The following is a 23282-nucleotide window of genomic DNA, read 5'->3' as shown; positions in this document are numbered from 1 at the left end:
ATCAACGCCGCGCGCGACCTGACCATCACCAGCGCGCAGGACACGCTCCACAACGCCAACCAGAGCAACAACAAGGCAATCGGCAAGGTGGTCATTTCCGACACCGAGCGCTTCTCCGGCTATCACAACGAAAAGCACAAGGACAATAGCGACCAGGTGACGCAGGTGGCTTCCAACGTCTCCAGCCTGAAAGGGGACGTGAACCTGTCCGCAGGCCAGAAGTACACCCAAGCTTCAAGCAATGTCTTGGCCGGCAATGACGTCAACATTACCGCCAAGACGATCGACATCTCGGCGCTGCAAAACACCGGCAGCCACCAGGAATCGAACAGCGACCTGAAGATCGGCACCTTCGCCCGCATCAGTTCACCGCTGATCGACCTGGTCAACAACGTGGAAGCAGCGCGTAAATCCGACGACCGGCTGAAAGCGATGCAGGGCATGGCAGCCGCCGCCAATGGCTACCAAGCCGCCAGCGCGGCCAGTGCCTTCCTGGGTGGCCCAGGCAGCGGTGTTCTGGTCAAGGGCGAGGCCGGTATCGGCTTCGCCAGCAGCAGCAACTCCAGCAATGGCAACGATAGCACCGCGCAGGGCAGCACCATCAATGGCGGTCGCAACGTCACCCTGACGGCCACCGGTGGCGACATCCACGCCACCGGCGCCACGCTCAACGCCGGTAAAACTCTTAGCCTGGATGCAGCACAGAACATCGTGCTGGATGCCAGCCAGAGCACGCTGCACAGCGACGGCAAGAACAAGAGCTCCGGTGTTGAAGCCGGCGTTGGCTTCCAGGTTGGTGCACAGACCGGCGTGTACGTCTACGCCGCCGCCAACATGGGCAAGGGCCACAACAAGAGCGACAGCACGGTCAATAACAACACCGAACTCAAAGCCGAGACGATCAACATCAGCAGCAAGGGCGACACCACGCTAAAAGGTGCCACTGCAACCGCCAACACGATCAACACGGACGTTGGCGGCAAGTTGGCCATCGAAAGTGTACAAGACACCAGTGAGTTCGATAGCAAGCAGACCAACACCGGGGTGCGCGTGCAGGTAGGCTTCGGCGTATGGAGCGCCAACGGCAATCTGTCGCAGCAAAATGGCAAGGGCACCTACGCAGGTGTGGAACAGCAATCGGGCCTGTTCGCGGGCGACGGCGGCTACCACGTCAAGGCCGACACCATCGACTTGAAGGGCGGCGCCATTGCCAGCACGAATGCTGCTGCGTCTGAGCTGACGACCAACAAGCTGACCACGTCCAACATCGAAAACAAGATGACTTATTCGGCCAGCAACGTCAGCATGGCGGGTGGCGTCAGTGGCAGCAGCGAGTTCGGCGCGAAAAACGAAGACGGCAGCACCAAGACATGGAGCGAGCAAAAGCAGCTGTTCGGTACTAGCAAGGGCGGCAACACGACGCCTGGTCTGCCAATGTTGGAGAAGGGTAGCGACAGCTCCACCACTTACGCCACCATCACCGACGGCAAGATCACGATCGGTGGTGTGACGACCAATTCCGTCAAGGACCTCGGCATCAATACGGACGCAAGCAAAGCCAACACGTCGCTCGACAAGCTGCCTGATTTGCAGAAGCTGCTGAAAGATCAGCAAGCCATGTCGGCCGCCGCAGGCACGGTGATCGCAACGACCAAGCAAGTGGCCAGCGACATTGCGACCGAGGCCAACAAAGCTGAAGCCACCGCGCAGAAGACGCTGAATAATCCGAACAGTACGGATGAACAGAGGGCGGAAGCAGAAAGAACAATTGATGCCGCCAGACAGGTTCAGGCAGAGTGGGGCGTCGGCGGAGATAAGAGCCGCGCACTGAATGTCGTCACCGGCATTCTGGTCGGCTCGGTTGCAGGGCAGGGTGGAGCGCAGATCGCAGCGAACGCTGCGGCACCGTATGCTGCGGCCGAAATTGGCGCCTACTTCAAAAAGGAAGGCAACGAAAACCAGACGCTGCAGGACCTGAGTCATGCAGTTCTCGGCGCGGTTTTGGCAGTTGCTAATAACTCCAGTGCCGCCGGTGGCGCTCTGGCTGGTGGCGGTGGCGAACTGGCAGCACAAGTCTTGACGAAAGAGCTGTATCCGCAGGCATTCGATGCCAATGGCGTACTGCAACGGGACAAGCTTACGCCAGAACAGGCTAGCAACATCAGTGCACTATCAAGCGCTATTGGTGCGTTGATGTCCGGTGCCGCGGGCGGTGGAATTCTCGATGCTGCGGTCGGGAGTCACGTAGCGACGAATGCTGTTGAGAACAACCATCTGAGCCGTAAGCAAATGGACGAAAAGGACAAAGAGCTTGCGCTCTGCGCCCAACGAAATCATGGAAAGTGCTCATATACGGACGCGACTGCCATTAATCGAAAATATCTCGCACTGTCGAAGGAAAACGATGAGAAGGTGGCTGAACTCATGAGGGAGGCGAACAGGACTCCCGGAAAAGCGCAAAGCATTGGAGAAGTGGAAGGCTTCTTTACGTTCAACCCGGTTGGCAAAGCACTAAAAGGCCTCGGATCAGCTGGCTATGGGATGACTGTGGGGAATTTAGCTGGGCCTGGAAATTTGGCCATGGACGTGGCTGGCATTTCCAAAGAGCTGATTGTTGGCTCTAAGGTCGACCCGATGGGTATCGAAACACCTTATATTCCGAAGACCGATTTCCTACGATCTATCGTGACGAAAGGCGCACTTGCGACTGCTGGTCACTATGCAAGCGGCATGATCGACGCGGCGCCTGGCGTTTCAACCATCTTTGCTATTTACCGAAAAGATCCTGAACAGCTTGGTGCATCCGCATGGTCACTCGTTCCAGTCGCGGCCGAAGCCGGCGTCTTTACGAGAGGGCTGGGGACAGGAACCAGGTTTGTAGCAGGTATGGCTGAAGACGGCGCAGCGTTACCGAGAAGTGTGACCCAATTGATGGGCAGAAACGGATCGCTACTTGGTGAAATGGCGGATGGGAAATGGGTTTGGTCCCAGGCAGGAGCAGTAACCAAGGTAGCGACGACTCTCGACGGTCAGGTAACTGCTTCTTCGGCAATAGCTAAGCAGGTAGCTTCAAGTCCCACAAGCTCTTCGTCCGCTATTCGGGCTCAGACAGCAAATCAGGCAGCAATAGGCGCCATTGCTGACACTTCGAATGCAACCTTGGCCGGTGGTGGAGCAAATGATGCAGTAAAAAGTACAACTGATCATGTAGGTGCCGGGGGCGCAGGATTTAGTCCGATCAACACTACAGCCCGAATGGATAATTGCACAGCCTGTACGACTGCGCATATCATCAATAAAATTGAAGGGCTTGGCGCAGACGATATCATGACTGCAAATCAAGTAGAAGCGACCTTTGGCTATACTGGCAAAGAGCGTGCGTTCACATGGCAAAAGTCGCTTTCGTACGTTGAAGATGCAACGGAAATGAAGGGGCACCCGGCAGCATTTAATAGCGCAGAGGCTGATCCTGGGCATTACGTGGTTTTCCCACGTAAGCGTGATAGTCCATATTCACACGTGATGTATGGCGAGGTGTTGCCAGATGGAACTCGCTATCTTTACGACCCGCAAGTCGGCAAGACGATGAGTTGGAGCGAGATGCTCAAGACTTATGAGGCGGGCGCAAAGACTTTCAACCTTAAATCAGGACAGTGAACAAATGAAGATAATTTGTGAAATTTGTGGGCAGTTTTCGGAAAGCGAAAGACGTTGTACGAATTGCGGAGCGGAGATCATCAGTGAGGAAGAGATCGAAAAGTTGCCTCATCGTTTCGAATGGGGCTGGGCAGTTTTCGTCTTTCATACCGCTGATCGAATATCTAAGGAAAGGGCGATAAACTATATGCGCGAAAGATGGGAGCACCTTGAAGGGTTTACGCAGCTGAGCCTTATCGATTCGCAGCTCGCGCGATTCTTCGCTGATGCGAACGATATCAAATTGCTTGTACGCGAGGACTTTTTCGATTCGTTGAACCGAGATTTTTCGGAGCATTTTGGTTTTATATCTGGGTCCTTTGAACGGATTGGCGTTGTTAATGTAGCCGAGGCCAACACATTGTTGTCCTGTTCAAATGATTAATAAAGGAGGGCTTGGGCATTTCGTTAGAAAAGAGGCGCGATTCTCGTGTACGCCGGCTGATATGTGCCGATGTCTGCGACGATCGCGTTTTTTGGGGGACCAATTTTTGTAAGATTCCAATCAGCGCAAGAGCTATGGACGGGCACCTCCCCTACGGGCCTTAGCGCCGTTTTTGGCCAAAACTGCGAACAACATCATCGTCGTCGTGTTCGCAAGTCGTCTGGCGTCGGCGTCGGCTTTTCGGTCAACCCGCTGGCAGCCTTCAAGGACGCCTACAAGTCCAGCACCGAAAACTCCAAGTCCGGCAGTCGGCAAGGAATTCGCCAAGGCAGAAGGCGCCTCGGCAGCGCTGTCGGTCGTCAACGCGCAATTCAGCAACAAGAGCACGAACAGCACACAAAACCACGCCGTCAGCGAAGCGCGCACCAGCACCCTCACCGCCGGCAAGGACCTGACCATCCTCGCCACCGACGGCTCGATAACCAGCCAGGGCACCCAGATCAGCGCCGAAGGCAATGCCCTGATCCTGGCCAAGGACAACATCAAGTTCGACGTGGCACACACCACGGAAAGCAGGTCGCAGGACTCGAAGAAGTCGGGCTTCAGCATCGACACCCGCTCAACGCAGATGGTGGGTATGCTCCACAACAATGGCAAAGGCAACGGCGCCACCGACACCGTAACCGGCACCAAACTTTCGGTTGGCGGCAGCACCACCATGGCCACGCAAACCGGCGACATCACGCTGACCGGCGCCAACGTGGTCTCGGAAGGCAACCTGTCGATCAACGCCGCGCGCGACCTGACCATCACCAGCGCGCAGGACACGCTCCACAACGCCAACCAGAGCAACAACAAGGCAATCGGCAAGGTGGTCATCTCCGACACCGAGCGCTTCTCCGGCTACCACAACGAAAAGCACAAAGACAACAGCGACCAGGTGACGCAGGTGGCCTCCAACGTCTCCAGCCTGAAAGGCGACGTGAACCTGACCGCAGGCCAGAAGTACACCCAAGCTTCGAGCAACGTACTGGCCGGGAATGACGTCAACATCACCGCCAAGACGATCGACATCACGGCGCTGCAAAACGCCGGCAGCCACCAGGAATCGAACAGCGACCTGAAGATCGGCGCCTTCGCCCGCATCAGCTCACCGCTGATCGACCTGGTCAACAACGTTGAAGCCGCGCGTAAATCCGACGGTCGCCTGCAAGCGATGCAAGGCATGGCAGCAGCCGCCAACGGCTACCAAGCCGCCAGCGCGGCCAGTGCCTTCCTGCGTGGCCCAGGCAGCGGGGTCCTGGTCAAGGGCGAGGCCGGCATCGGCTTCGCCAGCAGCAGCAACTCCAGCAATGGCTATGACAGCACTGCGCAGGGCAGCACCATCAATGGCGGTCGCAACGTCACCCTGACGGCCACCGGTGGCGACATCCACGCCACAGGCGCCACGCTCAACGCCGGAAAGACCCTGAGCCTGGACGCAGCGCAGAACATCGTGCTGGACGCCAGCCAGAGCACACTGCACAGCGATGGCAAGAACAATAGCTCCGGTGTTGAAGCAGGTGTCGGCTTCCAGGTCGGCGCACAGATTGGCGTGTACGTCTACGCCGCCGCCAACATGGGCAAGGGCCACAACAAGAGCGACAGCACGGTCAATAACAACACTGAGCTGAAAGCTGAGACGATCAACATCAGCAGCAAAGGCGACACCACGCTGAAAGGCGCCACTGCAACCGGCAACACCATCAACACGGACGTTGGCGGCAAGTTGGCCATCGAAAGTGTGCAAGACACCAGTGAGTTCGATAGCAAGCAAACCAACACCGGGGTGCGCGTGCAGGTAGGCTTCGGCGTATGGAGTGCCAACGGCAATCTGTCGCAACAAAAAGGCAAAGGGACCTACGAAGGCGTCGCCCAGCAATCGGGTCTGTTCGCAGGCGAAGGCGGTTACCACGTCAAGGCCGATACGATCGACTTGAAGGGCGGCGCTATTGCCAGCAATAATGCCTCCGCGTCCGAACTGACGACCAACAAGCTGACCACGTCCAACATCGAAAACAAGATGATACCCTGGTCAAGGGCAGCACCGTGCTGGCCGACAAAGACCTCCAAAAATGGTTCCGTTGTCAAAGGTTTACCAAAAGGATGGAAAAGATGAGCGTGTCATTTAGCATTTTTAGCACGATTCGGCCGGATATAAACATACCTGACTGGATTCAAGGGGCAAATATTTGTTTGAAAAACCTGTTAAATCAAACGGAAGATTTTTCGGTGGATTTAGAGGTTTTTTGCGGAACTGATGTGGTTAATTTATTTGTTCCGAGCGAGAAAATATTCGGTTTTGTCGAAAAGAACTTTTTGGATCGTGGGGGCGTGATATCTTACGGGCTATTAGATTATTGGGAATTGGATAGCGATGTTCCATTATTTTGTTTTTGCATCTCGGAAATTCCGCGGGAGACCGATGATTTGCTTCTGGTACTGTGCCATGCGTTGTTGATTTCTGCTGCCAAGTTTATGGGAGCTACCGAGATCGTCGACTATCACGGGATTTTTAACTCAAATTCGGATGAAACATCAATTGTCGATCTGATGAGTTTGAAGATTGATAGGCCCGCTACTCTTGATGAAGCGCTTAAGGAGTTTTATAAGAAGCTTCCGATTAGACGAGTTCATGTCCTGTCCAAATGATCAATAAGGGAAGCGGGCCGAGCGCTAGTCCGTCTTCTTGGAAAGAGGCAAAATTCTCGTGACGCCGGCTGATACGTGGATAATGGAAGCGAAGCAGGGAGATAGTCCTGTTTCTCTAATAAACACAATTTTTCCGATGAAATGAAATGGCTAAATATAAATTGCTTGATGAATCGATGACTTTGACTTTCGTTTGACCTCTGTTTCTCTGAAGAGCAGGCAGAAAATGAAAATTCACGAAGCCGAATAACCTTAGCGGCGGGACGTCCGTTTCACTGTCGAATTCCTACGGCACTGCGACGGGTATCGCAGGGATTACTTTTGATGGATCAGGTGGCAACGTCACCCTTGTCATCACTGCTAGCGATGAAGGCGTGGCCGGCACGGCCAACTTCTCAGGCGTGGTTCGGAGCGTGAGCAGTTCGTATATCGCCGGTGGCTTGAGTGGCTTGGATGGTTTGGGAAATGGGGCAATGGGTTCGGTCGGTGATGCTGGAAATGGTGCGGTCAACGTACTCGCGATCTACTCGGTGGTCCTTGCCAATAAAAACACCTACCGTGGCGTTGTCACGTTCACCTGCAAACAAATGAATGTGATGGGCTGCGCTGGTGTTCGGACTTCGCCCAAGCGTTGGCTGGCTTGGTGATTTTCGAACCAGCCCTTCGCATAAGGGGCACGAACTTCGCCACGTCGGGGCAACTCGGCGCAGGGTAATCCCTAACGTGCGCCAGCAAATAAAAATATTTGATAAGTGAAATTCTGAGAGTTTCTGAAGCCCCCTTGGCGGTTACTATACCGCCCCATGCGCCAGGTCTTTGTCACTAACTCTGAGCTCGAATACGAAGATGCATGGGATCGATTGTCCCGTGCAGGCATTCCGGTATTCGAGCCATCCAAACCGTCGAAAGAAGGACGGATACTTTGCATCTGGCTCGCACACCAATACTACGATGCGGTCGAGCTGCTGCACAATCCCATGCACATCGTTGCCACTGCGGTGACGGATAAAGAGTTCGAGCGCATCCAGGCTGCGGCTGATGCGCGAATGGCGCGTACCCGCGACCACGCTTGGGAACAATCGCTGAATCGCCTGGTCGCATGCGCTTCGCTGCTGCTGTTAAGTGGATTGGTCTACATCACTTTGCCCAACGTGCTGTGAGCCGATGATGGAGCTCTTCTCGGTCATTCGCATGGCCTATGCAGCTACGCTCGCCGATGCGGTCGCCTCATCTGCGCACGCGCATGTGGAGGCGGCATTGCGGCGCGACGATGGTAGCCTGGCACTCGATGGCGACTACGATTTGCCGATGCGGGCGGACCTGGTTCCCCGGCGCGGCACGCATGCTGGCAAGGTGCTTTCGGTCGACTCGCATACGCGCATGCAGTTCAGCGTCCACACCTTGCCGATACCTCCTGCCATTCTCTATGTCGCGCCCTTCGTGTGGGATGCGGTGGCTTTGCGCGTCGGCGGCCTTATGCCGGAGCAGGTGGGCGCGGTGCTGGCGCCATGGTTCATGGACTGGTTCGATCCGGAAGACTCCAACCGGCTCAACGAGGAAGGGCTGTTCGGCGTGGTGCATTTCGCGAGCGATCCTCGGCCGGAGGGCACGCTGGTCGCGGTTGAACTGGACCTCGGCTCGGCACCAGTGCAGGCGCTTGAGGATTTGCTGTCGCGCCTCGCCGCGGCAGGTGCGCGCGACATCCGCCTGACTTAGGCCTGCATCATCGCTGTGAACTCGGCGGCCACTTGTTCGGCGAGCAAGTGAATGTGGTATCCGTCGATAAAGCCATGGTGCACTTGCACCGAGAATGGCAGTTCGAGGCGCCCAGCGCCTGCATCCCTGAATTTCCCCCAGGCGAACGACGGAATGTCCGGCTGCGCGAGCACTGCGGTGGGATGCTGGATTGAGGTGAAATTCAGCCAGGGTATGCAGGTAACGAATACCTGCTCCTTTGCTTCGCGCGGCGTCATATTGCGGTACTTGCGATTCAGCGCTTCCATATTCGATGCTTCCTCGCGAGCGGCCACGCCACGCTCGACGAATTCGCGCAAATCGTCCGACCATTCGAACTGGGCGAAATTCAGGTCGTTGTTCTGGTTTTTGACGGTGAAGGAGGGCGTCAGGCGGTCGATGCGAATCACTTCGCCATCCAGGATGCGGTAGCGGAAGTTTTCCACCTTCAGCACGGAGCGCAGCACGGCGCATAACATCACGTGAAAAGGCGGCAGGCCTTGCGCCTTACACCAGGGCCGGAAATCCGGTACTTCCAGCACGAAGGTCAGGTTCAGGGCAGGGCTGTCCATGCCGTCGAACAGCTCAAAACGGTCCAGCCGGCGTTGAAAATTAAAAATTGGTATCGTTTCCATAGTTATGCTAAAGTCAATCGACTATAAAAAATACTTGGAGCGAAGTATGTCAACCACGGAGATATTCCTGATCGCCATGCTGGTGATCTTCACGCTACCGTACCTGATCTGGCGCTACACCAATATCGATTACTTCGCTCCTCTGGTCATCGTACAGATTATAGGTGGCGTGCTGCTCGGCCCTGGTGTACTGGGCGCGGCCTTCCCCGACTACTACCACTTCGTGTTCACCCAGCCGGTGGTGCATTCCTTGAATGGCCTGGCGTGGTGGGGCGTGATGATCTTCGTGATGATGGCGGGGATCGAGCTGGATCTCAAGCTGGCCTGGAACTTCCGCCGCGAGAGCTTCGTGACTGCCGGCCTTTCGCTGGGCGTGCCATTAGCACTCGGTTGTTTGGCCGCTGTGATTTTGCTTGGCCAGCATGGCTGGATCGGGGCCAAGGGAATGAACTGGCAGTTCGTCCTCGGCATCGGCATGGCTTGCGCGGTCACCGCCTTGCCGGTGTTAGTGTTGTTGCTTGAAAAGCTCGAGATGCTGCGCCTTCCGATCGGCCAGCGCATCCTGCGCTACGCCAGCCTGGACGACGTCGCGATCTGGGGCGTGCTGGCCATCATCATGCTCGATTGGGAGCGCGTTGGGCGCCAGCTCGGTTTCCTGCTGGTGTTCGCGCTGGTGACGATCCCGTTCCGCAAAGGGATGTTGAAGGCGCAGGAGAAAGACCGTTGGTACTTCTCCCTGGTCTGGTTGATCCTGTGCGCCTTGGGCGCCGATTGGGCGGGCCTGCATTTCATGGTGGGCGCCTTCCTGGCTGGCGTGGTGATGGATGCGTCCTGGTTCAACCAGGAGAAGATGGACCAGTTCCGCCACAATATCCTGCTGGCCGTGATGCCGGTGTTCTTCCTCAGCACCGGCTTGAAGACCAACTGGGGCGTGGGCGGTTATGCCGTGTTCTATGCGGCGGGCTTGCTGGTGCTGGTATCTGTGGGCGGCAAGCTGCTGGCGGCGCAGGCCGCGGGCCGCATCCTGGGTTGGCGCGCGGGCGAGGCGTCGATCATTGGCTGGCTGCTGCAATCCAAGGGGCTGATCGAAATCGTATTCGCCAACATCCTGCTCGATAAGCAGATCATCACCAACGATACCTTCACTGCCTTGCTGTTGATGGCGGTGGCCAGCACCATGCTGACCGTGCCGATGGTGGCGCCCAAGCTGGCGGCAGGTCTGGCGGGCAGCGAAGAGCTGAAGCAGGCGGGCGCCTGAGTTGTTAACGGTTTCTGTGGAAAACTCTGTTAACAAGGAATGCCGTTGCGAGCTAAGCGACTGATTTGATGGAGAATAAACTCGCTGCTCAATTTTCCATCAGCTCAGCCGGCCGAAGGTCAGGAAAATCCATGCGGCGGCAATCACCACCATTCCTGCCACGGTCACGCACGACCAGGTGAAGAAATAGGCCGACACCACGGTTGCCTGCAGCGCGCGTTCGAACAGGCAACCCAGGCCAAAGTCGAACGTTGCCATGACCGTCCATCGCCGGAAGTAGATCGGCAAATAGCGGCTCATGTACTTGTTGTGCTGCAGGGCGGCGTGGCGCTCGATCACATTGCGGGCTGCGCTCACGTCCTTGAACAGCCAGTCGAAGAAGATGAAGCGGTAGAGCAGGGTACGGAAAGGCATGGCTTCGGTCGTCATGTGCGTCTCCCTTGAGTGCCTGGATATATTATCATTCCCGGCATTCCTCCAAAGGAGATCAGCATGACGGAATACCTGCACGGTAGCTGCCTGTGCGGCGGCGTCGAGTACAAGGCCAACAAGAAATCGGTGCGCAGTGCGAGCCACTGCTATTGCACCATGTGCCAGAAGCAGCACGGCGCGGCATCGGGGACTTATGCCAATGTTGCCAGCGACGGCTTCAGCTTCGTCAAAGGCGCCGACCTGGTGACGGAATATCATTCCTCCGACCATGGCCGGCGCGGCTTCTGCAAGGTGTGCGGTTCCACGCTGACCTGGCGCAGCACACAGTCGCCGGACCGCATCGCCATCACGCTCGGTACCATGGAGCCGGAGTATGAAGGGCGTGTGCAGCATGAGCTGCACACGGATACCAAGCCGCGCTGGCTGCCGACCGCCTGACTGTGGTTACCGGCGGTGCAGTGTCGCCACTGCCAGCGTGCCGTCCGTGGCGCGCTCGTTGATCGACCACTTCAACGGCGCGCGAGGGGAGGCGCTGGTGTCGCGTGCAGCCAGGCGCAAGGTGTAATCGCCCGCCGGCAGTGCCGGCAGCGTCCAGTTGCTCTGGTAGCTGGCGCTGGCGCCGCCGCCCAATAGCGCTTTCAGGTTGGCGGAAGTCTGCCCCGACCATACTATCGCGCCAGACGAATTCACCAATTCCGCCTTGACCAGCCACGTCTCATAGGCCGGTGCGCTGCCGTCATTGCGCAGCGTGGCGGTCAATGTCAGCGCGCCGCCGGAGGTGAGGTTGACCGTGGTGCTGGCAACCGCATAACGGTAGCCTGATTCGCGCGCCATCATCAGCAAGTCATTCTGCTCGGCTGCAGTCAGCGCGCCCCAACGCTCCGCATCCGGCCGGCTGGTTTCGAAATTCCCGTTGCTGAACAGCGTTATGTGGAAGGCCGCTGCCTGCTGGCGTGCTGTCGCGGGATTGTTTTGCGGGTCGCCGCTGGTGAAGGGACAGAATTCGGACACGACCGGCGCCTTCTGCCACTGGCCGGCAAAGGCGGCCCATTCGGAAGGACGGTTGGTCCACTGGTCGAAATAGCCGTAGCGGCTCAGGCAGTCGGCGCGTATGCCGACCGGCCTGCTGGTGATGGTTTGCTCCAGCAGGCCGTAGGTCAACCCGTCCTTGTTTGAATAGGGGGTGAACATCACATGCTGCTGGTTGGGGAACGCGTCGAAGTGCATCTTCGCGAATTCGCGCTTACTGGCGTTGGTCGCGGCTGTTATGCCGGCCGGTGGGTTGGTGTATGCGCTGGAGCGCACCGCCCACTCGCCATACTGGCCGTACATGCCGACGTCGATCCATGCGATGTCAGGATTGTTCGGGCCCAGTGCGGCGGCCAGCTCGGAGAGTAGGGCACGCGAGCGCTGTTGCAGCCACGGGTCGTTCCAGTCGGGGATGAAGGTCTGGCCGGGCACTGTCGCATCGGTGTCGGCCCAGAAGCCGCAGCCCACCTGGCAGTTGGCGTTGTTGACGATGTAGGCGGGAGCGTAGACCAGGTTGTCGTCGTAGCCCGCCATCATACGCACACGAAAGGCGAACTTGCGGCCCTGGCTCTTGGCCGCCGCAAGGTCGTTCAGGATCGGGCTGAAGTTGTACTGGCCTTCGGTCGCTTCGAGGTCTTTCCAATAGTAGCGGCGATAAGCATCCTTGGACGGCGCCGATTGTGGAACCAGCTCCTGGTTCTGCCAACGGTAATAGCCGCGCAAGGGGTTGACGGTGTCGTCGCTGGTGACAGGAATCGCCGTGTACGTGCGGCTGGCATTCAAGGCAGTCCAGGCTTTCGGGCCGGCGATCGCTGGGGCGGTGCTGGCCGCCAGCAGGGCAGTTGCGATGAGGTGGTTCAGGCGCGACATAGGGATCTCCCGGTATGTTGACGTCGGGAAAATTTAGCGCGCCCTCAGCCCGCTGGCAACAATTGCTTAATGTAGTAAAGCGCGCAGCTCTTCTTCGCTGAACCCCGCCTTGCGGCGCGCTTCCATGTTGAAAGGACCGCGCACCGAGGCCTTGTACTGCTCAACCAGTTCGGCGTAAGTCGCCACCGGATCAAGCCCGCGCAGGCCGCACAGGTGCCAGTACCAGCGGTTGCCGATCTCCACATGGCCGATTTCGTCGCGCAAGATGATGTCGAGAATGGCGGCCGCCGCTTCGTCGCCTGCCTGCGCCAGCTTGGCGCGCAGCGGCGGAATCGCATCCAGGCCGCGTGCTTCCAGTGTGCGCGGCACCAGGGCCATGCGCGCCATGGCGTCGCCGCTGGTCTTCTCCACCATTTCCCACAGGCTGCCGTGCGCAGTGTAGTCGCCATAGGCGAAACCGAGGGTAATGAGGTGGGCCGACAGCAACGAGAAGTGGTAGGCCTCTTCTTTCGCCACACGCAGCCAATCGGTGTAGAACTGTTCGGGCATGGCAGGAAAACGCCACATCGCATCCAACGCCAGGTTGACCGCGTTGAACTCGATGTGCGCCAGCGCGTGCACCAGCATGGCGCGGCCTTCCACTGTCGCCATGGAACGACGGCCCACCAGGCGTGGCGCCACCAGTTCCGGGCGGGCAGGGCGGCCGGGTATTTTCCCGGCCGGTTCGGCCAAGGCGTTCGCAGCATCCAGCACCAGGGCGCCGCCGGCCCAGGCTTCGGCCATGGCGGTGACGGTGGCTACTTTGGCGGCGGGATCGGGTTCGATCAGACATTGCAGCGCCAGGCTGCGGAGTTCAGGCTTTGCTTCCATTTGTTACACCAGGTATAGATAGTCTTGCCCCGCGCCCCATTTTTCCGCGCAAGGGCCGACAGTATAGTGCCTTCCATCGATAACTCCTTTGGAAGAACCTGATGAAACTCATTTATGTCGGCGACCCGATGTGCTCCTGGTGCTATGGCTTCGGCAAGGAGTTGGCGCAACTGCTCGCGGCACAGCCTGCGCTGCAACTGGAAATCGTGGTCGGCGGCCTGCGTGCCGGCGGCACCGAAATAGTGGACGACGCGGCCAAGCAATTCCGCTTGCAGCATTGGGCGCGCGTGGAGACGGCGAGTGGCCTGCCCTTCAATCGCGAAGCGTTCATGGCACGGCAAGGCCTAATCTACGATACCGAACCCGTGTGCCGCGCCGTGGTGGCAGCGCGCCGTCTTGCCCCGCGAGCCGACTTGTTGGCGGTGTTCCGCGCCTTCCAGCATGCCTTTTATGCGGAAGGGCGTGATACCACGGACGGCAAGGAGCTGGCGGCAATCGGCGCTGCCGAACTGCAGCGCCAAGGTCACGACATCAGCGATGCCGGCTTCCTCTACACCTGGCGCGAGCCCGCCACCATTGCCGCAACCCACGCCGACTTCACCCGTTCCCGAAAGCTCGGCGTGAACAGTTTCCCTTGCCTGCTGCTCGACACGGGTGATGGCGTACGCGAAGTCAGCCCAGGCTATGCGCATGCTGCCCAGCTGCACCGGCTGCTGGGAGATGCATTGGCTGCTGCGTGAACCAGCGCACCGAATGGCAGCAAGCAGCGGGCGCAGAATGCCTGTATGGATACCCAAACAATATTATTTGTTGCTTGTGTGCTGTTCGGGGTCGCCGCTGCCGGCGGCATCGTCATGGCGCTGATACGCGTGGGGAAGAAGGCTAATCCGCCGCATTGGATCGCGATGCTGCACGGCTTCATTGCCGCAGCTGGTATGACCTTGTTGGCGTATGTGACGATCTTTTCGCACGTGCCCGACATGGCCCAGATTGGCTTGCTGGCCCTGCTGCTGGCAGCGATCGGCGGCGTGTGGATGAACCTTGGCCGCCATCAGAAGGGCGTCTTGATTCCGAACGCGATCATGATCGGCCACGCCCTGGTGGCCGTTGTCGGCGTCGCCTTGCTCCTGCTCGCGCTTTAGTTGTAGTGCCGGTAGACCTTCGATGAACCGTCAGGCAAAACCAGCAGCACATCGTACGCGTCCTTGCGCGGACCTTCCATGCCCGGCGAACCAAGCGGCATGGCCGGCACGGCCAGTCCTTTCGCTTTCGGCTTGGTGGCCAGCAGGCGCTTGACCTCCGCCGCCGGCACATGGCCCTCAATCGCATAGCCGTCCACCACCGCCGTATGGCAGGAGCCGAAGCGGTCCGGAATGCCCATCTTCTCGCGCATATCGGAAGGGTTGGCGACGTTGTGCGCCTCTACCTTGAAGCCGTTATCGCGCAAGTGCTTGACCCAGGCCTCGCAACAACCGCAAGTCGCGCTCTTGTAGACGTTGATGACTGGCGCGGCAGCCGTCGCCAGCATGGGCATGGCCAGCATCGCGGCCAGGAGTGTTTTACGGATCTTCATGCGCGCATGGTGCCACGGCGGCTTCGGCTTGAGGAATGACCTGGGTCAAAAATATTTCTAGACGACTGGTCTAATACGGTCTAGACTGTGCCACATGACCTCCACCAACTACACCGACGTCCGGCAAGGCATCATCGATGCAGCCATGCCGCTGTTCATGCACAAAGGCTTCAACGGTGTCGGCCTGACAGAGCTTCTGGGGGCCGCAAAGGTGCCGAAAGGCTCCTTCTATCATTACTTCGGCTCCAAGGAAGTCTTCGGCGCGGCCGTCATCGACAGCTATTTCGAGCGCACCCTGGCGCGCATCGACGAGCTGCTGGGGCAAGGAGACACCGGGCGCGAAGGCTTGCTGAACTATTTTGAAGACTGGCGCGAATGCCAGTTGGGCGAATCCAGCCAATGCCTGGCCGTCAAGCTGGGCGCGGAAGTAAGCGACCTGTCGGATGTCTTGCGCGCAGCGCTGCATCGAGGCGTCAGCGGCATCACCTCGCGGCTGGGGCAATGCATCGAACGCGGCATGGCGGACGGTTCGCTGCCGCAAGGCCTGGATGCCAAGGTGCTGGCCGTGGCGCTTTACCAGAGCTGGGTCGGCGCGAGCCTGCTCGCCAAGATCAATCATGATCGCGCGCCGCTCGATACGGCAATGGCGGGCACGCAGCAAGTACTGAATCAAACGCAGCAAGCTTGAATCGGGCGGGGCGTCGCGCTGGCCTCCCGCTTTTTTGCACTTAGTGAATAGACGACTGGTCTAATATCGAAAAGGAGCATCAAATGACTGCCACTACCAACCGCCGCATCGTCCTCGCTTCCCGCCCACAAGGCGCGCCCACGCCAGACAATTTCCGCCTTGAAGAAGGTCCGGTGCCGGAACCGGGCGAAGGCCAGGTCCTGTTGCGCACCCTCTACCTGTCGCTCGACCCCTATATGCGCAACCTGATGGATGAAATTCCTCCGGCCTACGCGCCGCGCGTCGAACTGGGCGCCACCATGGTCGGCGGCACCGTCAACCGCGTGGTGGCGTCGCGCCATCCGGGCTTCAAGGCCGGCGAAATAGTGCTGGGCAACGCCGGTTGGCAGGATTACGCCCTGTCCGATGGCAGCGACCTGCGCGCGCTGGGCGATATGAAACAGCCCTCGCTGGCGCTGGGCGGCCTGGGCATGCCGGCCTTCACCGCGTATGTCGGCCTGCTGGACATCGGCCAGCCCAAGCCCGGCGACACGGTCGTGGTGGCGGCGGCGACCGGCGCCGTCGGCTCCATCGTCGGCCAACTGGCCAAATTGAAGGGGGCACGCGTGATCGGCATTGCAGGCGGCGCCGACAAGGTGGCATTCGCCCGCGACGAGCTGGGTTTCGACGTTGCCCTTGATCGCCACGATCCGCAACTGGCGCAAAATCTGGCCGAGGCGGCGCCCAATGGGATTGACGTGTATTTTGAGAACGTGGGCGGGGCGGTGTTCGACGCAGTGTTGCCTCTGTTAAACACCGGGGCGCGCGTACCGGTGATCGGTGTGATCGCCCAATACAACCAGAATGCTGCAGTGCGAGGTGAAGACCGCTTACCAAAAGTCATGTCGACCATCCTGCAAAAGCGCATCCGGATGCAAGGACTGGTCATCCTGGACCACTATGAAACCCGCTATGAGGACTTTGCCCGGGATATGTCGTCTTGGGTTGCGGATGACAAAATCAAGCTGATCGAAGATGTCCTGGATGGTTTGGAAGAGGCACCAAAAGGCTTGATCGGCTTGTTGCAGGGCAGCAATTTCGGTAAGGTTGTAGTGTGCGTCACACATTCCTGAAATGTTGTATATATCTCTGGCCTGGGGCCGTTTCTGCGTGGCATAATTGATTTAGTTCTTAATAATATTCCTGAACAATTCATGAATGTCTCCAGATTGATTACGGCGTTGTCGATGGCCTTGGCCGTTGGTACTGCTGCCGCCGCGCCCCAGCCAGCCAATACCTGGGACAACCTCGTAGGCATGAAATACGCGAAAGCCCGCAAGGAAGTCATCGATGCAGGCTGGCGCGCCGACCATCGCAACGCGACAAGCGAATGGGAGCGCCAGCTCCAGGGCCAGTTCCCGGAATTGCGTTCGTGCGAGGCCGCCAGCGGCCAGTGCAGCCACTTTTTCGTCTCCTATGACGGCATCTGCCTGAAGGTTGTGACCGAAGGCGATACTGTCGCTGCCTTCAAGGTGCGCAGCGTGGTACAAGGCTGCCCCAAACCGCAGTAATGCCGTTCACCCTGCGGCCAGCCGTGGCGGCCGACATGGCCGAAATCATGCGGCTCGAACGCGCCGGCTTTGCCGAAGCGATCCAGGAAACCGAAGAGGCTTTCGCCGAGCGCCTGTCAGCGGCACCCGAAGGATGCTGGGTGCTGCAGGGCGAAGCAGGGCGCCTGTTCGGCTATCTTTGTGCCGAATTCTGGCAGCTGGAGCCGCGCTTCGATCCGGCTCGCTTTGCGCGCAACCACGCGGCAGCCGATACCCATGCACTGGATGGCGAGGAGGTCTACGTTTCCTCGATGGTGGTCGATCCGGCTACCCGCGGCACGGGCTGGGGACGCCGGCTGTTCCGTGATGCCCTGGCCGAAATGTTTGCCCGCCATCCGCGCCTGCGTAGCACCATCCTGATCGTCAATCCCGAATGGTTGGCGGCGCGCCAGATCTATCGCGCCGAAGGCTTTATCGAAATCGGCGAAATCGGCGCCTACTTCGCCTCCGCGGATGGCCAGCGCCTGCCGGCCATCGTCATGCGCCGCGACTGACCCGGTTTGTGCATAATGGTCGCCATGCGAGTCGCGACCTTCAACATCAATGGAATAGGCGCCCGCCTACCGGCGCTGCTGCAGTGGCTGAATGAAACCCAGCCGGACGTTGTGTGCCTGCAGGAGTTGAAGGCACCGCACGAAAAATTCCCCGAGGCGGCCATCAACGACGCCGGCTACGGCGCCATCTGGCATGGCCAGAAAAGCTGGAACGGGGTCGCCATCCTGGCCCGCGGCATCACGCCGGTGGAACTTGGCCGCGGCTTGCCGGGGGACTCGGAAGATGTGCAGAGCCGCTATATCGAAGCCATGGTGGGCAAGCTGATGGTGGCATGCCTCTACCTCCCCAATGGCAATCCGGCACCCGGCCCCAAGTTCGATTACAAGCTCAAATGGTTCGACCGCCTGATCGCACGCGGTGAGGAACTGGTGGCCTCGAAGAAGCCCGTCATCATGGCCGGTGACTACAACGTGATGCCGACCGAGCTCGATGTCTACAAGCCCGAACGCTGGGTGGACGATGCGCTGTTCCGCCCCGAGACGCGGGCGGCCTTCGCCAAGCTGGTCGGGCAGGGCTGGACCGACGCCCTGCGCACCATGCACCCGGACGAAAAGATCTATACCTTCTGGGATTACTTCCGTAACGCCTTTGGCCGCGACGCCGGCTTGCGCATCGACCACCTTCTGCTGAATCCCGTGCTGGCGCCGCACCTGCGCGGCGCGGAAGTCGACCGTGACGTGCGCGGTCGTGAAAAGCCCAGCGACCATGCGCCCACCTGGGTCGAGCTAGAGGGTCCCTTCTAATCTTTTCGCAACTGTTGTTTCCGCGCGGTATATTGGCCTCACTCCGGAGTTGTTCGTTTCGATAACACTAACCTGAGGAGGCACCATGCGTTACTCGCGCAATGCAGCACTGTCCGCACCATCAGCCGAGGCTGAGCCGCTGAACCAGTTGAACATGACGCCGCTGATCGACGTCATGCTGGTCCTGATCATCATGCTGATCGTCACCATCCCCAAAGCCAATCACGCCATCGGCATGGACATGCCAAGGGCCAGTGGCGCCATCGAGAAAATAGCCCAGACGCTGGAAGTCGATTTCGACGGCACGCTATGGTGGAACGGCGCCCAGCTCCCAAGCCGCGCGGCGCTGGAAGAAAAACTGGCCGCGCTGAAAGGCGACGACAGCATCCACCTGCGCTCCAACGGTCTCGCCCCGTACCAGGTTGTAGCCGGCGTGCTGGCCACGGCGCAGCGGATTGGCGTGCGCAATATCGCCATCGTCGGAAATGAACGCTTCCAATAATTGCCTGCTTGGCGCAGCGGTGCTGGTACTGGCCGGCTGCGCCTCGGAGCCTCGGCCGCCCGAGGCCTTTCCAAAGCTGCTTGACCCGCAGCCGCTGATCGTGGTCGCTGAGCTAGATGCCGGAGAATACCTGCCGCCCTTGCCGGACCCGCCGGCCAAACCCGGCTATGTCATGATCAAATTCGATCCGCCGCCGCACTGGGTACGGGCCGAAGTCCAGCAAACCATTTACGCTTCGAAGGAGGTGCCGCAGGTCTCATACGCAGGGACCACCAGTCACTCAGGTGCCCTCCCGATGTCGCCTGATCCTCAACTGGCATTCTTCCTGACTGACGGACGCCAATACATCCTGCGACGTTATGGCTACAAGCGTTTGCTGACCAAACTGGATGGCAGCCTGCTCCTGCCAATTTGGGACAAGCAGGTCGCGCCCTGGCTGCAATGTTCGGTGCTGGAATTGCGTGAAGAGTTCGACGTTGAGCAGGTGCGGGAAACGCTGAAGGCGCGCGATCCTTCCTATGCGCCCGCCCGGGAGTCGCCGGAGCTTTTCCGCGCCGTTGCCGGTGGCTTCATGCCACGTTATGCGATCGACGTTCGAAGGCTCGCCGCCTACCTGCGCAACCATCCTCCGCCGGTCAACGGCACTGAGTGCAAATAGAAAAAGGGCGCCGCAAGGCGCCCTTCGTGCTTGGAGAAAGCAGTGACTTAGTTGCCGCAGCCCAGGGACTTGATGCGGTCGTACGCTGCCTTGGCTTGCACCATGCCGTAACCGGTCTTGTTGTCCTTGCCGGCAGTTTCCAGGTCCAGCGCGGATTTGGTCAGCGAGGAACGGATCTGCGAACCGGTGCAGGTTGGGAAGTAGGACCATACCAGCGCTGCCACTGCCGATACATGCGGGGTCGCCATCGAGGTGCCGTCGTAGTAGGCGTAGTTGGTCGCCTTCACTTCCACGGTCGCGGATTGGCCCAGCTGGCCTTTCATCGCTGCGCCGTCGACATCGGTCGCGGTCACCGAAGGAATGCTGGTTACGGTGGTGCCCAGGGTGCCGCCGAAGGTGCCGGCTGCGTTGTTGTACACGATCGCGCCGACGCCGCCGGATGCCTGGCAGTTCGACACTTTGGTGGCGAAGTCCACGGTGCCGCGCTGGATCAGGCAGACCTTGCCGGACACGGCGCTGTTGACTGCATCGCCCAGGCCGAAGTCGGCCAGCGGAGCGGTGCGGGTCAGCTTAGGCGAGCCGCCCATGTCGCCAGGGGTGTAGGTGCTGGCGCCCACGGTCAGGTGGGACTCGGAACCCCCACCCATCGGCACGGTCGACAGCACTGCCACGCCGGGGCCGGAGATTTCGACCTTGCTGTTGTATTGCGAGAAGTCGGCCCACTTCTTGAATTCGTCGACAGCGGCGACCATCATCACGCTGGAGTAACCCGCCGGGTAGGACACCACGGTGTTGCCGTCGTTGCCTGCAGCGGCGATCGACAGGATGCCTTTCGACTGTGCGGAGTCGAAGGCGCGCTGTTCGGCCTTGCTCGAACCGCCGCCGCCCAGGGACATCGAAATCACGTTCGAACCAGCTGCCACGCACTTGTTGACGGCGGTGGCCAGGGTCGAGGAGTATGCCCAGCCGTCGGCACCGAACACTTTGACGATGTGCAGCTTCAGCTTCTTGTTCGGATTCACGCCGACCACGCCGGTGCCACTGTTGTTGATGGCGGCGATGGTGCCCGCCACGTGCGAGCCGTGGTGGTTTTCGTCGTTGTACCACCAGCCGGTGCCGGAGTCGTATTCGCCGGTCACGCTGTTGCCATTCAGGTCTTCATGTGCGCGGTCGTAGCCGGAGTCGATGATGCAGACCTTGCGGTTGGCGGTGTTGGCGTCGGACAGTTGGTCGGCCTGGGTGGCCTTGATACCCCACGGTACCAGCTGGCCCAGTTGGTATGGCGCGCCGGTCGATGGCGAGGTAGCGGCAAACGGGTAGCGCTTCACGTCTTCTTCGACGTCGATCACGTCAGCGTGCTTTTTCAGGTTGGCCAGTTCAGCCTTGGTCAGTTCAACGGCCATCGCATCGGCGCCGAATACTTCGTGCTTCAGCTTGCCTTTCAGTTTGGCGACGTGCTGCTTGATGTTGCCGGATTTGCCAGCCTGGAAGGTCACGATGTAGCGGGCGCTGTCATCGGCCGCGAATGCGTTGCCGACTGCGCCGAAGGCGATAGCGCCAGCCAGCAGCTTGGCGCCCAGTGCGATTTTGGAAACCTGGAATTGCTTCTGAACCATGAAAATCTCCACTCTGTGTAAGGTGTATATCCCGTTAGCCGTTGTTCGGCATGAATTATTTTTGCCGCAGTGGAAACTTTTCCCACCCGACTGGAACTGAGTGTAGGGAGGAAAATGCTGGAAATCTATCAAAATGTCTCCAGTTGTATCCAACTGTTGAATTTGACATACACATTTGTTAAGAATGGGACGGATTGCAAGCCGGTGTCTCAAACTTAACAAATGAAAGTTGATTTTGCCGTATGCTGCCCGGCATGGACGACTTTATTGAGATCTACGACGGCGCCCTGGCGCCTGGGCAGTGCCAGCAGATCCTGGCGCGTTTCGAGGCCGGCGGTAAAGCCGTGCGCGGCAAGACCGGGCAGGGCGTGGACGTGGCGAAGAAGGATAGCTATGACCTGACCATCAGCCAGCACGCGGAGTGGAACGATGTGTCCAATCTGATGATGGCCAGCGTGCTGACCCACCTGTCCGCCTACATGGACAAATACCGCATGCTGCTCACCGGCGCGCTGTCACCGCGCGTGGCCGATCCGGATAGTGGCGAGCCGGTCACGCTGAACATCGATAATTTCGACCGTTGCGGCCGGCCTTACCTGGCGGAGCTGGTCCAGTCCATGTACCGTTGCGGGCCGATCAATCTGCAGAAGTATTTGCAGGCGAGCGGCGGCTACCACCATTGGCATTCCGAAATCTACCCGCAGAACGCGAGCTGCGAAACGCTACATCGGGCATTGCTGTTCCAGTTCTACCTGAACGATGTGGCCGAGGGCGGGGAGACGGAGTTTTACTACCAGCAGCGCAAGGTGGAAGCGCGCCAGGGCCGGCTGGTCATCGCGCCGGCTGGCTTCACCCATACGCACAAGGGACATGTATCGCGCAGCGGCGATAAATACGTGGCTACTTCGTGGATTCTGTTCCAGCGCGCCGAAGCGATGTTCGGCGCGCCGGGTTGACGCGCGTTAGGAGCGCTGAAGCACAGTTAAGCGCGGCGGCGGCGCAGTGCCAGGGCCATCACGCCCAGGCCGCCCAGCAGCAGGGCGCCGCTCATTGGTTCAGGCACGTCGGCCGGAGGAACGGCTTGTTCACCAGCCAGGCTGATGTTGTCGATCGCCCAGCTCTCGTCCTCACCTGCCTGCCAGAGGTTGCCCGAAGCGAAGAACTCGATGGTGTGATCGCCGGCAGCCAGGTTGCCCAGGTTCAGGCTGATGGTGTAAGCCTGGTCGGCCCAGCCGGAGAAGCCCAGTTGGTTACCGTAGGACAAGGTCGTCAGATGCGCGTTGACGGCAGGGCTGCCGTTGGAGATGTTGAAGTTCTGCGTGAACAGCAGGTTGCCATCGACACGGATGTTGAAATAGTCAGGTCCGCAGCAGTTGTTGCCATCCCATGAATCCAGGGCACCAAACGAGAACGACAGGTTGGCGTCGCTGACTGCGCCGCCGAAGTTCAGGTTCAAGACCGACGCAGCGGCTGGATTGCCTGGCGCATTGTTGCGCAGCATCTGTTGCCCGAAGCCCAGTGCGCCATAACCTTGGGTGCCGGTCAGGAAGCCAGCGCCGGTAAAGCCGTTGGTGTTGGTTTCGAAGTTGTTGGAGTACAGGACATCTGCCGACGCCGGGATGGAGGCTGCTACCGCGAGGATTGCGAGGATTGCTTTAAATTTCATTCAGGTTCTCTGACTTCATGTGGATTAAATAGAGATGCTTACAAGCAAGAGTTGTGCCACGTAAATAAAATCAATGACTTACAAAAATATCA

25 protein-coding genes are annotated in these 23282 nt (G+C 59.2%); 18 read left to right on the top strand and 7 right to left on the bottom strand.

Going from position 1 to position 23282, the window contains the following annotated elements; all coding sequences use genetic code 11:
• From BM269_RS08695 to BM269_RS08670, 6 genes are all read left to right on the top strand, one after another.
• Positions 1-3657, top strand: a 3657-nt coding sequence (locus BM269_RS08695; RefSeq protein ID WP_170860320.1) for a hemagglutinin repeat-containing protein, incomplete at its 5' end; no start/stop codon positions are given.
• A 596-nt stretch (positions 3658-4253) separates the two neighbouring features.
• A complete protein-coding gene (locus BM269_RS08685; protein WP_090436604.1) occupies positions 4254-6239 on the top strand; it encodes a hemagglutinin repeat-containing protein in 1986 nt (661 codons plus the stop codon).
• Complete coding sequence (locus BM269_RS08680; RefSeq protein ID WP_090436603.1) at positions 6236-6772, top strand: hypothetical protein; 537 nt, start codon at positions 6236-6238, stop codon at positions 6770-6772. Before BM269_RS08685 ends, BM269_RS08680 begins: the two co-directional genes overlap by 4 nt.
• Before the next feature lie 413 nt (positions 6773-7185).
• Positions 7186-7419 carry a hypothetical protein gene (locus tag BM269_RS29010; RefSeq protein ID WP_139232694.1) on the top strand — a complete coding sequence of 78 codons (234 nt, stop codon included), beginning with the start codon at positions 7186-7188 and terminating at the stop codon, positions 7417-7419.
• Positions 7420-7575: 156 nt separating this feature from the next.
• Positions 7576-7932 carry a hypothetical protein gene (locus tag BM269_RS08675; protein ID WP_090436602.1) on the top strand — a complete coding sequence of 119 codons (357 nt, stop codon included), beginning with the start codon at positions 7576-7578 and terminating at the stop codon, positions 7930-7932.
• A gap of 4 nt (positions 7933-7936) precedes the next feature.
• On the top strand, positions 7937-8488 hold the full coding sequence (locus BM269_RS08670) for a hypothetical protein (RefSeq protein WP_139232693.1): 552 nt from the start codon (positions 7937-7939) through the stop codon (positions 8486-8488).
• On the opposite strand, the gene BM269_RS08665 is transcribed toward BM269_RS08670, so the two are convergent.
• Complete coding sequence (locus tag BM269_RS08665; protein WP_090436600.1) at positions 8485-9141, bottom strand: CatA-like O-acetyltransferase; 657 nt, start codon at positions 9139-9141, stop codon at positions 8485-8487. The two genes, BM269_RS08670 and BM269_RS08665, sit on opposite strands and share 4 nt — an antisense overlap.
• A gap of 46 nt (positions 9142-9187) precedes the next feature.
• Between BM269_RS08665 and BM269_RS08660 the strand changes: the two genes are divergently transcribed.
• Complete coding sequence (locus BM269_RS08660) at positions 9188-10399, top strand: cation:proton antiporter (protein ID WP_090436599.1); 1212 nt, start codon at positions 9188-9190, stop codon at positions 10397-10399.
• 99 nt (positions 10400-10498) lie between these two features.
• Here the strand turns inward: BM269_RS08660 and BM269_RS08655 are convergent, their stop codons facing one another.
• The gene (locus tag BM269_RS08655; protein WP_057263015.1) at positions 10499-10828 is read right to left on the bottom strand and encodes a hypothetical protein; all 330 of its coding nucleotides are present in this window, start codon (positions 10826-10828) and stop codon (positions 10499-10501) included.
• Between the two features lie 63 nt (positions 10829-10891).
• Between BM269_RS08655 and BM269_RS08650 the strand changes: the two genes are divergently transcribed.
• Positions 10892-11269, top strand: coding sequence for a GFA family protein (locus BM269_RS08650; RefSeq protein ID WP_090436598.1), 378 nt, complete (start codon positions 10892-10894; stop codon positions 11267-11269).
• Between the two features lie 6 nt (positions 11270-11275).
• Here BM269_RS08650 and BM269_RS08645 read toward each other — a convergent pair whose 3' ends face one another.
• Both BM269_RS08645 and BM269_RS08640 read right to left on the bottom strand, forming a co-directional pair.
• Complete coding sequence (locus BM269_RS08645) at positions 11276-12730, bottom strand: DUF4832 domain-containing protein (protein ID WP_090436597.1); 1455 nt, start codon at positions 12728-12730, stop codon at positions 11276-11278.
• Positions 12731-12796: 66 nt separating this feature from the next.
• Entirely contained in the window at positions 12797-13600 is an 804-nt protein-coding gene (locus BM269_RS08640) for a ferritin-like domain-containing protein (RefSeq protein ID WP_090436596.1), read from the bottom strand.
• Between the two features lie 101 nt (positions 13601-13701).
• Between BM269_RS08640 and BM269_RS08635 the strand changes: the two genes are divergently transcribed.
• Positions 13702-14340 carry a DsbA family protein gene (locus BM269_RS08635; RefSeq protein WP_090436595.1) on the top strand — a complete coding sequence of 213 codons (639 nt, stop codon included), beginning with the start codon at positions 13702-13704 and terminating at the stop codon, positions 14338-14340.
• A gap of 45 nt (positions 14341-14385) precedes the next feature.
• The gene (locus tag BM269_RS08630) at positions 14386-14742 is read left to right on the top strand and encodes a hypothetical protein (RefSeq protein WP_139232692.1); all 357 of its coding nucleotides are present in this window, start codon (positions 14386-14388) and stop codon (positions 14740-14742) included.
• Here BM269_RS08630 and BM269_RS08625 read toward each other — a convergent pair.
• Positions 14739-15173 (bottom strand): DUF411 domain-containing protein, encoded by a 435-nt coding sequence (locus BM269_RS08625; protein WP_090436593.1) that lies wholly within the window; start codon positions 15171-15173, stop codon positions 14739-14741. The genes BM269_RS08630 and BM269_RS08625 overlap by 4 nt on opposite strands.
• A gap of 94 nt (positions 15174-15267) precedes the next feature.
• On the opposite strand from BM269_RS08625, the gene BM269_RS08620 reads away from it, so the two are divergent.
• From BM269_RS08620 to BM269_RS08590, 7 genes are all read left to right on the top strand, one after another.
• Positions 15268-15861 carry a TetR/AcrR family transcriptional regulator gene (locus tag BM269_RS08620; RefSeq protein ID WP_090436592.1) on the top strand — a complete coding sequence of 198 codons (594 nt, stop codon included), beginning with the start codon at positions 15268-15270 and terminating at the stop codon, positions 15859-15861.
• Positions 15862-15944: 83 nt separating this feature from the next.
• Positions 15945-16973, top strand: coding sequence for an NADP-dependent oxidoreductase (locus BM269_RS08615; RefSeq protein WP_090436591.1), 1029 nt, complete (start codon positions 15945-15947; stop codon positions 16971-16973).
• Positions 16974-17054: 81 nt separating this feature from the next.
• Positions 17055-17411, top strand: coding sequence for a hypothetical protein (locus BM269_RS08610; protein WP_139232691.1), 357 nt, complete (start codon positions 17055-17057; stop codon positions 17409-17411).
• Positions 17411-17944, top strand: a complete 534-nt coding sequence (locus BM269_RS08605) for a GNAT family N-acetyltransferase (RefSeq protein ID WP_090436589.1) — start codon at positions 17411-17413, stop codon at positions 17942-17944. The genes BM269_RS08610 and BM269_RS08605 overlap by 1 nt, the downstream gene beginning before the upstream one ends.
• 24 nt (positions 17945-17968) lie before the next feature.
• Positions 17969-18748, top strand: coding sequence for an exodeoxyribonuclease III (xth, locus tag BM269_RS08600; protein ID WP_090436639.1), 780 nt, complete (start codon positions 17969-17971; stop codon positions 18746-18748).
• An 85-nt stretch (positions 18749-18833) separates the two neighbouring features.
• Positions 18834-19250, top strand: a complete 417-nt coding sequence (locus BM269_RS08595; protein WP_211482672.1) for an ExbD/TolR family protein — start codon at positions 18834-18836, stop codon at positions 19248-19250.
• The gene (locus tag BM269_RS08590) at positions 19234-19908 is read left to right on the top strand and encodes a hypothetical protein (protein WP_090436588.1); all 675 of its coding nucleotides are present in this window, start codon (positions 19234-19236) and stop codon (positions 19906-19908) included. Before BM269_RS08595 ends, BM269_RS08590 begins: the two co-directional genes overlap by 17 nt.
• A gap of 47 nt (positions 19909-19955) precedes the next feature.
• Here the strand turns inward: BM269_RS08590 and BM269_RS08585 are convergent, their stop codons facing one another.
• On the bottom strand, positions 19956-21524 hold the full coding sequence (locus BM269_RS08585) for a S8 family serine peptidase (RefSeq protein ID WP_090436587.1): 1569 nt from the start codon (positions 21522-21524) through the stop codon (positions 19956-19958).
• A 254-nt stretch (positions 21525-21778) separates the two neighbouring features.
• Here BM269_RS08585 and BM269_RS08580 point away from each other — a divergent pair, with 254 nt between their 5' ends.
• Positions 21779-22480 carry a 2OG-Fe(II) oxygenase gene (locus BM269_RS08580; protein ID WP_090436637.1) on the top strand — a complete coding sequence of 234 codons (702 nt, stop codon included), beginning with the start codon at positions 21779-21781 and terminating at the stop codon, positions 22478-22480.
• Between the two features lie 26 nt (positions 22481-22506).
• On the opposite strand, the gene BM269_RS08575 is transcribed toward BM269_RS08580, so the two are convergent.
• Positions 22507-23190 (bottom strand): PEP-CTERM sorting domain-containing protein, encoded by a 684-nt coding sequence (locus BM269_RS08575; protein WP_090436586.1) that lies wholly within the window; start codon positions 23188-23190, stop codon positions 22507-22509.
• Between the last annotated feature and the right edge of the window lie 92 nt (positions 23191-23282).

It is taken from the genome of Duganella sp. CF458 (assembly GCF_900113115.1).
Lineage (GTDB): Bacteria > Pseudomonadota > Gammaproteobacteria > Burkholderiales > Burkholderiaceae_D > Rugamonas.
Note: the sequence above shows the minus strand (reverse complement) of the source record. Positions and strands in the feature narration are given on the sequence as shown.

Excerpts from the sequence above, each read along its gene's own strand:
- BM269_RS08680 (WP_090436603.1), top strand. The coding sequence starts at position 6,236 with ATGAGCGTGTCATTTAGCATTTTTAGCACGATTCGGCCGGATATAAAC.
- BM269_RS08675 (WP_090436602.1), top strand. The coding sequence starts at position 7,576 with ATGCGCCAGGTCTTTGTCACTAACTCTGAGCTCGAATACGAAGATGCA.
- BM269_RS08670 (WP_139232693.1), top strand. The coding sequence starts at position 7,937 with ATGATGGAGCTCTTCTCGGTCATTCGCATGGCCTATGCAGCTACGCTC.
- BM269_RS08665 (WP_090436600.1), bottom strand. The coding sequence starts at position 9,141 with ATGGAAACGATACCAATTTTTAATTTTCAACGCCGGCTGGACCGTTTT.
- BM269_RS08660 (WP_090436599.1), top strand. The coding sequence starts at position 9,188 with ATGTCAACCACGGAGATATTCCTGATCGCCATGCTGGTGATCTTCACG.
- BM269_RS08655 (WP_057263015.1), bottom strand. The coding sequence starts at position 10,828 with ATGACGACCGAAGCCATGCCTTTCCGTACCCTGCTCTACCGCTTCATC.
- BM269_RS08650 (WP_090436598.1), top strand. The coding sequence starts at position 10,892 with ATGACGGAATACCTGCACGGTAGCTGCCTGTGCGGCGGCGTCGAGTAC.
- BM269_RS08645 (WP_090436597.1), bottom strand. The coding sequence starts at position 12,730 with ATGTCGCGCCTGAACCACCTCATCGCAACTGCCCTGCTGGCGGCCAGC.
- BM269_RS08640 (WP_090436596.1), bottom strand. The coding sequence starts at position 13,600 with ATGGAAGCAAAGCCTGAACTCCGCAGCCTGGCGCTGCAATGTCTGATC.
- BM269_RS08635 (WP_090436595.1), top strand. The coding sequence starts at position 13,702 with ATGAAACTCATTTATGTCGGCGACCCGATGTGCTCCTGGTGCTATGGC.
- BM269_RS08630 (WP_139232692.1), top strand. The coding sequence starts at position 14,386 with ATGGATACCCAAACAATATTATTTGTTGCTTGTGTGCTGTTCGGGGTC.
- BM269_RS08625 (WP_090436593.1), bottom strand. The coding sequence starts at position 15,173 with ATGAAGATCCGTAAAACACTCCTGGCCGCGATGCTGGCCATGCCCATG.
- BM269_RS08620 (WP_090436592.1), top strand. The coding sequence starts at position 15,268 with ATGACCTCCACCAACTACACCGACGTCCGGCAAGGCATCATCGATGCA.
- BM269_RS08615 (WP_090436591.1), top strand. The coding sequence starts at position 15,945 with ATGACTGCCACTACCAACCGCCGCATCGTCCTCGCTTCCCGCCCACAA.
- BM269_RS08610 (WP_139232691.1), top strand. The coding sequence starts at position 17,055 with ATGAATGTCTCCAGATTGATTACGGCGTTGTCGATGGCCTTGGCCGTT.
- BM269_RS08605 (WP_090436589.1), top strand. The coding sequence starts at position 17,411 with ATGCCGTTCACCCTGCGGCCAGCCGTGGCGGCCGACATGGCCGAAATC.
- xth (WP_090436639.1), top strand. The coding sequence starts at position 17,969 with ATGCGAGTCGCGACCTTCAACATCAATGGAATAGGCGCCCGCCTACCG.
- BM269_RS08595 (WP_211482672.1), top strand. The coding sequence starts at position 18,834 with ATGCGTTACTCGCGCAATGCAGCACTGTCCGCACCATCAGCCGAGGCT.
- BM269_RS08590 (WP_090436588.1), top strand. The coding sequence starts at position 19,234 with ATGAACGCTTCCAATAATTGCCTGCTTGGCGCAGCGGTGCTGGTACTG.
- BM269_RS08585 (WP_090436587.1), bottom strand. The coding sequence starts at position 21,524 with ATGGTTCAGAAGCAATTCCAGGTTTCCAAAATCGCACTGGGCGCCAAG.
- BM269_RS08580 (WP_090436637.1), top strand. The coding sequence starts at position 21,779 with ATGGACGACTTTATTGAGATCTACGACGGCGCCCTGGCGCCTGGGCAG.
- BM269_RS08575 (WP_090436586.1), bottom strand. The coding sequence starts at position 23,190 with ATGAAATTTAAAGCAATCCTCGCAATCCTCGCGGTAGCAGCCTCCATC.